General features: G+C 34.2%; 10 protein-coding genes. All 10 read left to right on the top strand.

Going from position 1 to position 14,804, the window contains the following annotated elements:
• Nucleotides 1–198 precede the first annotated feature (198 nt).
• The 10 genes from ileS to carB all read left to right on the top strand — a co-directional run bounded on the left by ileS (nt 199) and on the right by carB (nt 14,724).
• Nucleotides 199–2,949: an isoleucine--tRNA ligase gene (ileS, locus tag AB1J10_RS07920; RefSeq protein WP_046208700.1), complete on the top strand. Its 2,751-nt coding sequence runs from the start codon at nt 199–201 to the stop codon at nt 2,947–2,949.
• A gap of 311 nt (nt 2,950–3,260) precedes the next feature.
• The gene (locus AB1J10_RS07915; RefSeq protein WP_070037951.1) at nt 3,261–4,055 is read left to right on the top strand and encodes a VOC family protein; all 795 of its coding nucleotides are present in this window, start codon (nt 3,261–3,263) and stop codon (nt 4,053–4,055) included.
• A 136-nt stretch (nt 4,056–4,191) separates the two neighbouring features.
• On the top strand, nt 4,192–4,668 hold the full coding sequence (gene lspA, locus AB1J10_RS07910; RefSeq protein ID WP_064209066.1) for a signal peptidase II: 477 nt from the start codon (nt 4,192–4,194) through the stop codon (nt 4,666–4,668).
• 12 nt (nt 4,669–4,680) lie between these two features.
• Nucleotides 4,681–5,598, top strand: a complete 918-nt coding sequence (locus tag AB1J10_RS07905; protein ID WP_064209065.1) for an RluA family pseudouridine synthase — start codon at nt 4,681–4,683, stop codon at nt 5,596–5,598.
• Between the two features lie 518 nt (nt 5,599–6,116).
• Complete coding sequence (gene pyrR, locus AB1J10_RS07900) at nt 6,117–6,644, top strand: bifunctional pyr operon transcriptional regulator/uracil phosphoribosyltransferase PyrR (protein WP_070037948.1); 528 nt, start codon at nt 6,117–6,119, stop codon at nt 6,642–6,644.
• A gap of 302 nt (nt 6,645–6,946) precedes the next feature.
• Nucleotides 6,947–8,254: a uracil-xanthine permease family protein gene (locus AB1J10_RS07895; protein ID WP_070037946.1), complete on the top strand. Its 1,308-nt coding sequence runs from the start codon at nt 6,947–6,949 to the stop codon at nt 8,252–8,254.
• 31 nt (nt 8,255–8,285) lie between these two features.
• Complete coding sequence (locus AB1J10_RS07890; protein WP_046208694.1) at nt 8,286–9,200, top strand: aspartate carbamoyltransferase catalytic subunit; 915 nt, start codon at nt 8,286–8,288, stop codon at nt 9,198–9,200.
• Nucleotides 9,184–10,458 (top strand): dihydroorotase, encoded by a 1,275-nt coding sequence (locus tag AB1J10_RS07885; RefSeq protein WP_369003085.1) that lies wholly within the window; start codon nt 9,184–9,186, stop codon nt 10,456–10,458. Before AB1J10_RS07890 ends, AB1J10_RS07885 begins: the two co-directional genes overlap by 17 nt.
• The gene (locus AB1J10_RS07880) at nt 10,458–11,558 is read left to right on the top strand and encodes a carbamoyl phosphate synthase small subunit (RefSeq protein ID WP_107365344.1); all 1,101 of its coding nucleotides are present in this window, start codon (nt 10,458–10,460) and stop codon (nt 11,556–11,558) included. Before AB1J10_RS07885 ends, AB1J10_RS07880 begins: the two co-directional genes overlap by 1 nt.
• Nucleotides 11,551–14,724: a carbamoyl-phosphate synthase large subunit gene (carB, locus tag AB1J10_RS07875; protein WP_369003083.1), complete on the top strand. Its 3,174-nt coding sequence runs from the start codon at nt 11,551–11,553 to the stop codon at nt 14,722–14,724. The genes AB1J10_RS07880 and carB overlap by 8 nt, the downstream gene beginning before the upstream one ends.
• Nucleotides 14,725–14,804 lie beyond the last annotated feature (80 nt).

The raw sequence follows: 14,804 nt of genomic DNA, 5'->3' as shown, positions 1-14,804 counted from the left end.
TAGGGATAGTGTGAGCCTAATATATATTTGTTTCTTATATCACTGTAGTTTTAACTGAATAACATGCAATGAGAGAACTCTAAGTTGAGTTAATCAGGGTGGTAACGCGGTATATATCGTCCCTGTTAATTGAACTTAGAGTTCTTTTTATTGTTAAATACTAAACAAGTCAGAATATTGTAATAAGGAGTGTAGGAAATGGACTACAAAGATACGTTATTAATGCCGAAAACGAATTTTCCAATGCGTGGAGGATTACCGAATAAAGAGCCAAAAATCCAAGAAGAATGGGATGCTAATGATATTTATCAAAAAGCATTAGACAAAAATAAAGATAACGAACATTATATTTTACATGATGGTCCACCATATGCAAATGGTAACTTACATATGGGACATGCGTTAAATAAAATTTTGAAGGATTTTATTACGCGTTATAAAACAATGCAAGGTTTCTATACACCATATGTTCCTGGTTGGGATACACATGGGTTACCAATCGAACAAGCGCTTACTAAAAAAGGTGTTAAGCGTAAAGAATTATCAATTGCTGAATTTAGAAGAAAATGTGAAGCATTTGCGTTAGAACAAATAGAAAATCAAAAAAAAGATTTTAAACGCCTTGGTGTTAAAGGAGATTTTGCTGATCCATATATTACATTAAAACCGGAATATGAAGCTGCACAAATTCGTTTATTTGGTGAAATGGCTGATAAAGGTCTTATTTACAAAGGTAAAAAACCAGTTTATTGGTCACCATCTAGTGAATCATCACTTGCTGAAGCAGAAATTGAATATCAAGATAAGCGTTCGCCATCTATTTATGTAGCATTTGATGTTAAAGATAGCAAAGGTATTGTTGATGAAGATGCAAAATTCGTTATTTGGACTACTACACCTTGGACATTACCATCGAATGTTGCGATCACAGTACACCCAGATTTAATTTATGGTCAATATAATGTGAATGGTGACAAATATATCATCGGTAAAGACTTAGTTGCTAATGTTGCTGAAGCATTAGGATGGAACGAAGATGCCATTGAATTAGAAAAAGAATTCAAAGGTAGTGACTTAGAGTATATCGAAACACAACATCCTTTTGTTGATCGTGTGTCACTCGTGATTAATGGATTACATGTGACAACAGATGCTGGTACAGGGTGCGTCCATACGGCACCTGGACATGGGGAAGACGACTTTGTAGTAGGTCAAAAATATAACTTGCCTGTTATTAGCCCTGTAGATGATAAAGGTGTATTTACAGAAGAAGCCGGTCAATTTGAAGGTATGTTCTACGATAAAGCGAACAAAGAAATTACAGATTTATTAAAAGAAAATGGTTCATTATTAAAATTAGAATTTATTACTCATAGTTACCCACATGATTGGCGTACTAAAAAACCTGTTATTTTCCGTGCAACACCACAATGGTTTGCCTCTATTGATAAAGTACGTCAAGATATTTTAGATGCAATCGAAGATACACACTTCAAGGTTGATTGGGGTAGAACTCGTATTTATAACATGGTAAGAGATCGTGGCGAATGGGTTATATCACGTCAACGTGTTTGGGGTGTACCATTACCAGTATTTTATGCGGAAAATGGCGATATTATTATGACTAAGGAAACTGTTAATCATGTTGCAGATTTATTCCAAGAACATGGTTCAAATGTATGGTTTGAGCGAGAAGCTGCAGAGTTACTACCTGAAGGGTTCACACATCCAAGCAGTCCAAATGGTGTGTTTACAAAAGAAACAGATATCATGGACGTTTGGTTCGATTCTGGATCATCACACCGTGGTGTATTAGAAGAACGTCCGGAACTTTCATATCCTGCTGATTTATATCTAGAAGGTAGTGACCAGTACCGTGGTTGGTTTAACTCTTCAATTACAACTTCTGTTGCTACGAGAGGAATTTCACCATATAAAATGTTACTTTCGCATGGATTTGTGATGGATGGTGAAGGTAAAAAGATGAGTAAATCATTAGGTAATGTCATTGTACCTGATCAAATCGTCAAACAAAAAGGTGCAGATATTGCGCGTCTTTGGGTAAGTAGTGTAGATTATTTATCAGATGTGCGTATTTCTGATGAAATTTTAAAACAAACTTCTGATGTATATCGTAAAATTAGAAATACCTTAAGATTTATGTTAGGTAATTTAAATGATTATAATCCTTCAACAGATGCAATTGCAGAATCTGAGCTATTAGAAGTAGATAAATATTTATTAAATAGATTACGTGAATTTACTGCGAATACGCTAGACAATTACGATAATTATGATTATTTAGATATATATCAAGAATTACAAAATTTCATTAACGTTGAATTAAGTAATTTCTATTTAGATTACGGTAAAGATATCTTGTACATTGAAGAGCAGAATGCACATAAACGTCGCAGTATGCAAACAGTGTTGTACCAAATTGTAGTAGACATGACAAAATTATTAGCGCCTATCCTAGCGCATACGTCTGAAGAAGTGTGGTCACATATCCCACATGTAGAGGAAGAAAGTGTTCATTTAACACGTATGCCTGAACGTGTAGCAGTTGATGCTGAATTCATGGAAAAATGGAATACATTTATGAAATTGCGTGACGATGTGAACCGTGCTTTAGAAGTTGCGCGTAATGAAAAAGTAATTGGTAAATCATTAGAAGCCAAAGTGGTAATCGGTAGCAATGATAACTTTGATGCGACTACATTTTTACAACAATTCTCTGACCTACAACAATTATTTATTACTTCACAAGCGGAGGTAGTTGATAAAGTTGAAAATGGAGAATCATATCAATATGGTGATATCCACATTGAACATGCTCACGGAGAAAAGTGTGAACGTTGTTGGAACTATAGTGAATCATTGGGTTCAGTAGGTGAATTAGATAACCTATGTCCACGTTGTCAAGCAGTAGTTAAAACACTTGTTTAAATATTGATAAATGTTAAAGTAAGAACATGGCAAATACGTTATTCATAAAATATTAAACGGTTTTGTTCTGATGTATTTAAATAGAATTATAAAAAGTGCGATATGTATTTTTACATTAAAACAAGTTATGACTAATATTTTTGAAAAACCTGAGACATCAGTACGATGTCCCAGGTTTTCTTTTCGCTAATATAAAAATGAAACGAGTTATTTCACGAATCCAAAAGTAAGATTAAAATGAGCATATTAAAATTTAAAATTAAATAAATCAGATATAATGGATGCAATAAGCAATTAGAAAGGTGTTAAATATGTTCCATAACGAAAGTGCCCATTTTGTAAATGGCATTATATTAAATGTAAGAGATAAAGATGAAATGAAAAAATTTTATGGAGATATTATTGGATTAAATGTAGTAAATGAATCATATTCTACAATTCAATATGAGGTTGGTAATCTGAATCACTTCATGACACTTAATCAAATCAATATGGGAAGAGAACCTCTTGTTTCAGAAGCAGGTTTATTTCACTTAGCGATAAAATTACCATCTAAAACAGACTTAGCAGACTTGCTTGTGCAATTCAGTGAATATAAAATACCTATCAATGGTGGCGAACACGACATTTCAACTTCATTATATTTAGAAGATACGGAAGGAAACGGCTTGGAGTTTTATGTAGATAATCCCATTGATGAATGGTCTATTGAAAATGAAAAAGCAGTTTTAGAAACAAAACCATTAAATGTACCTAAATTACTAACTTATGTCTCAGATGAGAAGTGGCAAGGTATTCCTGATGAAAGTATTATTGGATATATAAATTTAAAAACAATTCGATTAAATAGAGTTAAGCAATATTATAAAAATTACTTTGGTTTGGTACCTTCTTCTTTAGAAACTGACAGTGCGGTTTATTTAGCTTCAAATGGTTATCACCAACATCTCGTAGTGAATAATTGGTTATCAAGTGTAAAACGTATAGAAAATCATAGAACTTATGGTTTAGCGTGTGTAGATTTTCATTTTCCAGAAACAACACATAAATTATTAGCTGGACCTGATGGTATTCAATTTAGGTTTAATTATTATTCCGTACTCTAGAATAATGTCTATTTTAATAACATTTTAAAAAATCAACTTATTATTTGAACTGTAACTTTTTTTATAAGTTTGATTAGGATATAATGAGAGTTGTTGTAAAAAGCGACCGCACGAAGAACAAATAGGAGGTACAGACATGAAACGTCAGTACTATATTGGTATTTCTATATTTATAACAATTGTTATACTTATATTAGATCAAATCACAAAATTTATAATAACTAAAACAATGCAAATTGGTGACTCATTTGAAGTAATCCCTAATTTTTTGAGTATCACTTCACATAGAAATAATGGTGCAGCATGGGGAATTTTAAGTGGAAAGATGGCTTTTTTCTATATTATAACTGTCATTATTCTGATCATACTCATTGTCTTTTTTATAAAAGAAGCGAAGCATAATTTGTTAATGCAAATTGCTATAAGTTTATTGTTTGCTGGTGCTTTAGGTAACTTTATTGATCGTGTATTAAATGGTGAAGTTGTAGACTTTGTTGATACTTATATATTTAGTTATAATTTTCCAATATTTAACGTAGCTGATTCTAGTTTAACTATAGGCGTCGTTTTAGTAATAATCGCATTATTAAGGGATATGAGGACAGAAGAATAGGAGAGATAGTGTATGGAATTTCATGAGTTTAATATAGACGACCCAGCTAATGTAGGACAACGAATAGATAAATTATTGCCTGAATTTAATACTGAATGGTCACGTACTCAAATGCAAGATTGGATTAAAGAAGGCCTGGTTAAAGTCAATGGTAAAGTGATAAAATCCAATTATAAAACTAAGTCAAATGATAAAATTATAGTAACTGAGAAAGAAATTGTTGAGGCAGATATTAAACCAGAAAATCTTAATCTGAATTTTTATTATGAAGACGATGATGTCGCAATTGTATATAAACCTAAAGGGATGGTAGTACATCCATCAGCAGGTCATTATACGGGTACATTAGTAAATGGACTAATGTATCAAATGAAAGACTTATCTGGTATAAACGGAGAGATACGTCCAGGAATTGTACATCGTATTGACAAAGACACTTCCGGGTTATTAATGATTGCAAAAAATGATGTTGCACATCGTAGTTTAGTAGAACAGTTGATAGATAAATCAGTAACGCGTAAATATATTGCATTGGTACATGGTAACATTCCACATGATTATGGTACTGTTGATGCACCTATTGGTAGAAATAAGAATGACCGCCAATCTATGGCTGTAGTTGATGATGGTAAAGACGCGATTACTCACTTTAATGTATTAGAACATTTTAATAAATATACGCTAATAGAATGTCAGTTAGAAACAGGCCGTACTCACCAAATTCGTGTGCATATGAAATACATTGGTTACCCATTAGTAGGAGATCCCAAATATGGTCAGAAAAAAACATTAGATATTGGTGGTCAAGCATTGCATGCTGCAGTAATCGGTTTTGAACATCCAGTTACACAAGCGTATATTGAAAAAACAGCACCTTTACCAGAGGAATTTGAGCAACTCTTAAATGATATTCGTAAATCTGATAATTAATAATGCTTTGCTAAGTTATATCGTGAATTTTAGATAATACCATGATATATAAATGGGATTGGAACAGAAATCTAATTTTATTAATTAGATTTCGTTATCTCACCCCAACAAGGATGACTAGAAGTGAAAAAATGATTTAAAGGCAAACGATCGCTTTTATAAAACGAACGATATTCTAATATAGACTTGCAACGATATGTTATTCATGATAATATAATGACAGTTTAATAAAGAACGAACGTCTTTAATTGAAAGTCCAGAGAGGCTTCGAAGACATGTAATGAAAATAGAATATACAAACAAAGTATTTAAGTTATAACAATAGCTAAAGCCATCGTAGTTTTTCGTAAAACGCGATAAAAGTCATAATCACAAGTACAAAAATGGTTATGATGGAGAAATCATCTAAGTTTTAGATATGTCTCTACATTTTGTTTGTAATATTTTATTACGCTACCTCATGTCTTCTGAAGATGTGAGGTTTTTTAATATCATTAAGATTAAGGTAGGTGCCAAAAATGTCAGAACGCGTAATTATGGATGAAGCAGCAATACAAAGAACCGTTACACGTATTGCACACGAAATCTTAGAATACAACAAAGGTACTGATGAATTAATTTTATTAGGCATTAAAACAAGAGGGGCATTTTTAGCACGACGTATCCAACAAAAAATTGAACAAATTGAGCAAATAATTGTCCCAACAGGTACGATTGATATTACACAATTTAGAGATGATTTAGAACAGACAATAGATCAAGTTGCAGAACAGACGTATGAAATTGATGTCAATATAACAAATCAAGTCGTGATTATTGTGGATGATGTTCTATATACTGGGCGTACAGTTAGAGCATCCCTTGATGCAGTACTTCAATATGCAAGACCTAGTAAAATAGGATTAGCAACGCTTATTGATCGTGGACATAGGGAGCTTCCAATACGCGCAGACTTTGTTGGTAAAAATATACCGACCGCTAGAGAAGAAGCTGTCTCGGTTTTTCTTAGTGAAATAGATAGTAGAAATGCAGTTGTAATTGAATAAATCAACACCTTTTAATTCAGTACGAGAGACTGAAAAAGGGAAGAGAATCATGTGGAAGTCAAAGGCAAGTTTCTAGGAAGCCACACTTCAAAATATAGTTATATTATAAAAACATATACTATAGATTCTCTCCATATCATCTGAACTTAATTTAAGCTAAGTATTCAAACAGCAATGCTAACGATTTAAGTCGTAATGTTGTTTGAACAAGCTGAATTTTGATTTGAGGATAGATACTTTTTAAGTCTCTTTACATGAAAACAATGTAAAGGGACTTTTTTTATGAGAGGAAGCGGAAAGTCATGGAAAATGAAACAATGTTTGAACGGACAGCTAAACCAGTATTAGATGTACGAGATAAACCTAAATTAGGACAATGGGCATTTCTAAGCACTCAACATTTATTTGCAATGTTTGGATCGACTGTCCTCGTACCATTTTTAACTGGATTACCGATATCATCTGCTTTACTAGCATCAGGGATAGGGACATTATTATATATATTAATTACACAAGCGAAAATACCCGCATATTTAGGTTCAAGTTTCGCATTTATCACACCAATCATAACTGGATTGAATTCACATAGCTTAGGTGACATGTTAGTAGCATTGTTTATGAGCGGAGTGATGTATGTGCTTATTGGATTAGCTATTAGGTTAAGTGGAACAGGGTGGCTTATGCACTTACTTCCCCCGGTTGTTGTTGGACCAGTTATTATGGTGATTGGTTTGAGTCTGGCACCTACCGCAGTCAATATGGCGATGTTTGAAAATTCAGGAGATATGAAAGGCTATAACTTAAGTTATTTAGTAGTAGCATTGATTACGCTGCTGGTGACGATTATAGTTCAAGGATACTTTAAAGGTTTCTTGTCCCTTATACCTGTATTAATCGGCATTATAACGGGGTACATTGTGTCAATATTTATGGGGCTTGTTAATTTTAAACCTGTAGCTGAAGCAAAATGGCTGCAACTTCCAGAAGTGTACCTACCATTTAAAGATTACACACCATCATTTCATCTAGGTTTAGTACTTGTCTTAATACCAATCGTTTTTGTGACAGTTAGTGAGCACATTGGACATCAAATGGTGATTAACAAAATCGTAGGAAGAAATTTCTTTAAGGATCCAGGATTAGACAAATCAATTATTGGTGACGGAGTGTCAACGATGTTTGCAAGTATTATAGGTGGCCCACCAAGTACAACATACGGAGAAAATATAGGTGTCTTAGCTATCACGAAAATTTATAGTATATATGTTATTGGAGGTGCTGCAGTCATCGCTATAGTATTAGGATTTGTAGGCAAATTCACAGCATTAGTTTCATCTATACCAACCCCAGTTATGGGAGGTGTATCGATATTACTTTTCGGAATTATTGCAGCAAGTGGTCTGCGAATGCTTGTAGAAAGTGAAGTTGATTTTGCAAGTAACCGAAATCTAGTCATCGCATCAGTCATATTAGTTATAGGTATTGGTAACCTAGTCTTCAATCTAAATGGTATAGGTATAAATTTAGAAATTGAAGGGATGGCATTAGCAGCATTGGCAGGTATTCTACTAAACTTAATTTTACCGCAAGAGATTGAGTCAAATAAATAAACGTCTATTTCAATACTAGGAGGCTGAAAAAATGGATAACTTACTATCAATGGAACATCTAACTACAAATGAGATTTATGAACTAATAGAAATTGCAAGTGGTATTAAAAATGGATCATTTAAACCACATAATTATGAAGACAAATTTGTAGCAAACTTATTTTTTGAAAATTCTACCCGTACGAAAAGTAGCTTTTTAGTAGCAGAGCAAAAATTAGGATTAAAACTGATTGATTTCGAAACGAGCACTTCTTCTGTTCAAAAAGGTGAGAGCTTATACGATACGTGTAAAACATTAGAACAAGTAGGTGCAGATGTTCTAGTAATTAGACATTCAGATACAACATACTATAATGATTTAAATTCACTTAAGTTACCGATTATTAATGCAGGTGATGGTAGTGGACAGCATCCAACACAAAGTTTATTAGACCTAATGACAATATACGAAGAGTATGAAACCTTTAAAGATTTAAATATATTAATATGTGGAGATATTAAAAACTCCCGTGTAGCGAGAAGTAACTTTCAAAGTTTAACCGCACTCGGTGCAAATGTGATGTTCTCAAGTCCAGAAGCGTGGAGAGATGACACTTTAGAAGCACCTTATGTTGATATAGATAAAGTCATAGAGGACATAGACATTGTCATGCTACTAAGAGTACAGCATGAAAGACATGGTGATGAAGAAACAATGAATTTTGAAAATCAAAATTATCATGAAAATTTTGGTTTGACAAAAGCGCGTTATAATCGATTGAAGTCATCTGCAATTGTTATGCATCCCGCGCCTGTCAATCGCGGTGTTGAAATAGATGATTGCTTAGTAGAAGCAGAAAAATCTCGCATCTTTAAACAGATGGAAAATGGTATGTATACACGTATGGCAGTAATTGAGTATATATTACAAACAAAGGAGGCAGCAATAAATGAAATTGCTAACTAATGCGAAAATCTTAGAAAATGGTGAACTTAAAACCACTTCAATTTTAATAGAAGGTAAAACCATAAAAAAAATTGCGTCAGACATAGAGGTTGATGCCGATGTTGAAATCATTGATTTAAAAGGACACTTTGTTGCTCCAGGTTTAGTTGATATTCATGTACATTTGCGTGAACCAGGCGGTGAACATAAAGAAACAATTGCAACGGGAACACAAGCAGCTGCAAGAGGCGGTTTTACGACAGTTTGTCCAATGCCAAATACACGACCTGTACCTGACTCTGTTGAAAATTTAGAACGTTTAAACAAATTAATCGACGAAAATGCACACGTCAGAGTTTTACCATATAGTGCAATCACAGTTAGGCAAGCAGGTACTGAACATGTTGATTTTGAAGCTTTAGCCCAGTTAGGCACATTTGCTTTTACTGATGATGGCGTAGGTGTACAACAAGCAAATATGATGTATGAAGCTATGCAACAAGCAGCTAAAGTGAATAAAGCAGTCGTTGCTCATTGTGAGGATAATAGCTTGATATATGGCGGCGCTATGCATGAAGGGGAACGTAGTAAAGCATTAGGCATACCGGGGATACCTAATATTTGTGAAGCGGTACAAATTGCGAGAGATGTTTTGCTAGCTGAAGCAGCAGGTGCACATTACCATGTCTGTCACGTATCTACAAAAGAAAGTGTACGAGCTATAAGAGATGCTAAAAAGGCAGGAATTCATGTAACAGCAGAAGTGACACCGCATCATTTATTATTAACAGAAGATGATGTGCCTGGTGATGATGCAATTTATAAAATGAATCCACCTTTAAGAAGTAAAGCAGATCGAGCTGCACTAATCGAAGGATTATTAGATGGGACAATTGATTGTATTGCTACAGACCATGCGCCACATGCGAAAGAAGAAAAAGCACAACCAATGACAAAAGCGCCTTTCGGCATTGTTGGTAGTGAAACAGCATTTCCATTATTGTATACACACTTTGTAAAAAATGGTAACTGGTCATTGCAACAATTGGTTGACTATTTAACGATTAAACCATCTCAAATATTTGATTTACCTTATGGAAGATTAGAAGAGGGCGGTTTAGCTGACCTTACTGCTATTAATTTAGAAGACGAGAAAGAGATTAGGGCAGAAGATTTTGCGTCAAAAGGGTCAAACACACCATTTATAGGTGGAAAAGTATACGGAACTCCAGTATTAACATTGGTAGAAGGTGAAGTTAAATTTAAGGAGGAAAAGTAATGTTGCAAAAACGCTATTTAGTTTTAGAAGATGGAACATATTATGAAGGTTATCCATTAGGATCGGACCATTTAACGAAAGGCGAAATAGTATTTAATACGGCTATGACTGGGTATCAAGAAACGATATCAGATCCATCTTATACAGGGCAAATTATTACGTTTACTTATCCATTAATAGGAAACTACGGAATTAATCGAGATGATTTTGAATCTTTGATACCAACATTGAATGGTGTTGTTGTCAAAGAAGCAAGCACATATCCGAGTCATTTTCGCATGCAAAAATCATTCCACGAAGTGTTAAAAGATTATGATATCCCAGGTATTTCAGGTGTGGATACACGTAGTATTACTCGAAAAATTAGAAACTATGGCGTTTTAAAAGCAGCTTTTACAGATGACAAGGCAGATATTCCACAATTAATAGAAGAGTTGAAAGTAATTGAATTACCTAGAGATGAAGTGAAAACAGTGTCTACCAAAACACCATATGTCTCTACGGGTTATGATTTAAGTGTTGTACTTGTAGATTTTGGTAAAAAACAAAATATTGTGAGAGAACTTAATTTACGTGGTTGTAATGTTACAGTTGTACCTTATGATTCGACAGCAGAAGAAATTATTAGAATGTCACCAGATGGTGTCATGTTGTCTAATGGACCTGGTGATCCAGAAGAAGTCAAAGTTGCAGTTAATATGATTAATGGTATTTTAGGAAAAATTCCTTTCTTTGGTATCTGTTTAGGCCATCAATTATTTGCACTTTCACAAGGCGCTAGATCGTTTAAAATGAAATTTGGACATAGAGGGGCAAACCATCCTGTGAAAGATTTAAAGAGTGGGAAAATAGCATTAACTAGCCAAAATCATGGTTATGCGATCGATAAAGATTCATTAGCCAGTACACCTTTAGAAATAACACATATAGCGATTAATGACGGTACAGTTGAAGGTTTAAGACACCAATCATTACCTGCGTTTTCAGTACAATATCATCCTGAAGCAAGTCCTGGACCTACAGATTCAAATTATTTGTTTGATGAATTTATTAAAATGATGCATGACTTTAAAGAAAAGGAGATTTTGACAAATGCCTAAACGTAACGATATTAAAACGATTTTAGTTATAGGATCTGGACCCATTATTATAGGCCAAGCTGCAGAATTTGATTATGCGGGGACACAAGCATGCTTAGCATTACGAGAAGAAGGTTATCGCGTTATATTAGTAAATTCAAATCCAGCTACAATCATGACAGATAATGAAATTGCTGACAAAGTCTACATTGAACCTTTAACGCATGACTTTATTGCACGTATTATTCGTAAAGAACAACCTGATGCGTTGTTACCAACATTAGGTGGTCAAACAGGGCTTAATATGGCGATTCAATTACATGATAGCGGTGTATTAGAAGCGAACAACGTACAATTACTAGGTACTAAATTGGCTTCTATTCAACAAGCGGAAGATAGAGAATTATTTAGAGACTTAATGAATGAGCTAGATGTTCCAGTTCCAGAAAGCGATATCGTCAATACTCTAGAACAGGCGTTTGAATTTAAAGAAGCGGTAGGGTATCCATTAATTGTGAGACCGGCTTTCACGATGGGCGGTACTGGTGGTGGTATTTGCCATAATGATGAAGAGTTTAAACAAGTAGTAACGAATGGCTTACATTACAGTCCGGCAACACAATGCTTAATTGAAAAATCAATCGCAGGTTTTAAAGAGATTGAATATGAAGTGATGCGAGATAAAAATGATAATGCCATCGTTGTATGTAACATGGAAAATATAGACCCAGTCGGCATACATACTGGCGATTCAATTGTAGTAGCACCTAGTCAAACTTTATCAGATGTTGAATATCAAATGTTACGTGATGTGTCGTTAAAAGTTATTCGTGCTTTAGGCATTGAAGGTGGTTGTAATGTACAACTGGCATTAGACCCACACTCAATGAAATATTATATAATTGAAGTGAACCCACGTGTGTCACGTTCATCAGCTTTAGCTTCTAAGGTTACAGGCTATCCGATTGCAAAATTAGCTGCAAAAATAGCGATAGGTTTATCATTAGATGAAATGTTGAATCCAATCACTAAAACCTCTTATGCTGCATTTGAACCGACGTTGGACTATGTTATTTCAAAAATCCCACGTTTTCCTTTCGATAAATTTGAAAAGGGTGAACGTGTGCTCGGTACACAAATGAAAGCAACTGGTGAGGTAATGGCGATTGGCCGAACATATGAAGAGTCTTTATTAAAAGCAATTCGCTCACTCGAATATGGCGTGCATCATTTGGGATTACCAAATGGTGAAATATACGATTTAGATTATATAAAAGCGCGTATACAAGACCAAGATGATGAGCGCTTATTCTTTATAGGAGAAGCGATAAGAAGAGGTACATCTTTAGAAGAAATACACGAAATGACTAAGATTGATTACTTCTTCTTAAATAAATTCTTGCACATCATTGATATAGAACATGACTTAAAAGTACACAAAGGAGATATAGATTATTTAAAATTTGCTAAGAGTTATGGGTTTAGTGATCGCGTTATTGCACATCGTTTTGATATGTCAGAATCAGAAGTTTATAACTTAAGAAAACAACATAATATTTCACCAGTATATAAAATGGTAGATACATGCGCAGCAGAATTTGAATCAGCTACACCATATTACTATGGTACGTATGAACAAGAAAATGAATCCATTATCACTGAAAAAGAAAAAATATTAGTCTTGGGATCAGGGCCAATAAGAATCGGTCAAGGTGTCGAATTTGATTATGCAACTGTGCATGCTGTGTGGGCTATTCAACAAGCTGGTTATGAAGCTATTATCGTCAATAATAACCCTGAAACAGTATCTACAGACTTTTCAATTTCAGACAAATTATATTTTGAGCCATTAACAGAAGAAGATGTCATGAATATTATAAATATTGAACAGCCAAAAGGTGTAGTAGTACAGTTTGGTGGTCAAACTGCGATTAATTTAGCAGATAAAATTGAAAAGTATGGTGTGAAAATTTTAGGAACGTCACTCGAAGATTTGAATCGTGCGGAAGATCGTAAAGAATTTGAGGCACTGTTACATAAAATTGATGTGCCTCAACCTAAAGGTAAGACAGCAACGTCAACTGATGAAGCGCTCAATAATGCACGTGCAATCGGTTATCCTGTAGTAGTTAGACCTTCGTATGTATTAGGTGGACGTGCAATGGAAATCGTGTATAACGATGAAGAGTTAACCAATTATATGAATCAAGCAGTGAAAGCGAGTCCGGATCATCCTGTATTAGTTGATAGATATCTCACAGGTAAAGAAATTGAAGTCGATGCTATTTCTGATGGTGAAACGGTAATTATTCCAGGGATTATGGAACATATTGAACGCGCTGGTGTCCATTCAGGTGATTCGATTGCGGTATATCCTCCACAATCTTTGACACCAAATGAACTTAAAACATTAGAAGATTATACAATTCGCTTAGCGAAAGGGCTAAATATCATAGGTCTAATCAATATACAATTTGTCATTGCACATGATGGTGTTTATGTTTTAGAAGTGAATCCTCGTGCGAGTCGTACGGTTCCTTTCTTAAGTAAAATTACGCATATTCAAATGGCACAGTTGGCCATGCGCGCTATTGTAGGTGAGAAACTTAAGGATTTAGGTTATAACGAGGGCGTTCAACCATATAGTGAAGGTGTCTTTGTTAAAGCTCCGGTATTTAGCTTTAACAAATTGAAAAATGTAGATATTACCTTAGGACCTGAAATGAAATCAACTGGGGAAGTCATGGGGAAAGATTTAACCATGGAAAAAGCATTATATAAAGGTTTGACAGCAAGTGGTATGGAAGTAAAAGATTATGGTACGGTATTGATGACCGTAAGTGATAAAGACAAAGATGAAATTGTGAATATCGCGGCTCGCTTAAATGAAGTCGGCTATAAAATATTAGCTACGGAAGGTACTGCTAAAAAATTAGAAAGTAACCATATCACTGCAGAAACTGTAGGTAAAATTGGTGGAGAAAACGATTTATTATCACGTATACAAACGAATGATGTTCAAATTGTGATCAATACGATGACAAAAGGGAAAGAAGTTGAACGTGATGGTTTTCAAATTAGACGTGCCTCTGTTGAAAATGGCGTACCATGTCTAACTTCATTAGATACTGCAGAAGCATTAACATCCGTTATAGAAAGCATGACTTTCACGATGAAAAATATGTAAAATATAATTAAAAAACTGAAATAATTTTTATGCTTTAATGCAAAGAAATGCTATTGGCAATAGACGGCTAGGATAAAAAT

The sequence above is a fragment of the Staphylococcus cohnii species complex 1663 genome, from assembly GCF_041008415.1.
GTDB classification, from domain to species: Bacteria; Bacillota; Bacilli; order Staphylococcales; family Staphylococcaceae; genus Staphylococcus; species Staphylococcus ureilyticus.
The sequence above is the reverse complement of the archived record's forward strand: the minus strand, read 5'-3'. Positions and strand labels throughout refer to the sequence as shown.

Coding starts and splice junctions, on each gene's coding strand:
- ileS (WP_046208700.1), top strand. CDS start 199: ATGGACTACAAAGATACGTTATTAATGCCGAAAACGAATTTTCCAATG.
- AB1J10_RS07915 (WP_070037951.1), top strand. CDS start 3,261: ATGTTCCATAACGAAAGTGCCCATTTTGTAAATGGCATTATATTAAAT.
- lspA (WP_064209066.1), top strand. CDS start 4,192: ATGAAACGTCAGTACTATATTGGTATTTCTATATTTATAACAATTGTT.
- AB1J10_RS07905 (WP_064209065.1), top strand. CDS start 4,681: ATGGAATTTCATGAGTTTAATATAGACGACCCAGCTAATGTAGGACAA.
- pyrR (WP_070037948.1), top strand. CDS start 6,117: ATGTCAGAACGCGTAATTATGGATGAAGCAGCAATACAAAGAACCGTT.
- AB1J10_RS07895 (WP_070037946.1), top strand. CDS start 6,947: ATGGAAAATGAAACAATGTTTGAACGGACAGCTAAACCAGTATTAGAT.
- AB1J10_RS07890 (WP_046208694.1), top strand. CDS start 8,286: ATGGATAACTTACTATCAATGGAACATCTAACTACAAATGAGATTTAT.
- AB1J10_RS07885 (WP_369003085.1), top strand. CDS start 9,184: ATGAAATTGCTAACTAATGCGAAAATCTTAGAAAATGGTGAACTTAAA.
- AB1J10_RS07880 (WP_107365344.1), top strand. CDS start 10,458: ATGTTGCAAAAACGCTATTTAGTTTTAGAAGATGGAACATATTATGAA.
- carB (WP_369003083.1), top strand. CDS start 11,551: ATGCCTAAACGTAACGATATTAAAACGATTTTAGTTATAGGATCTGGA.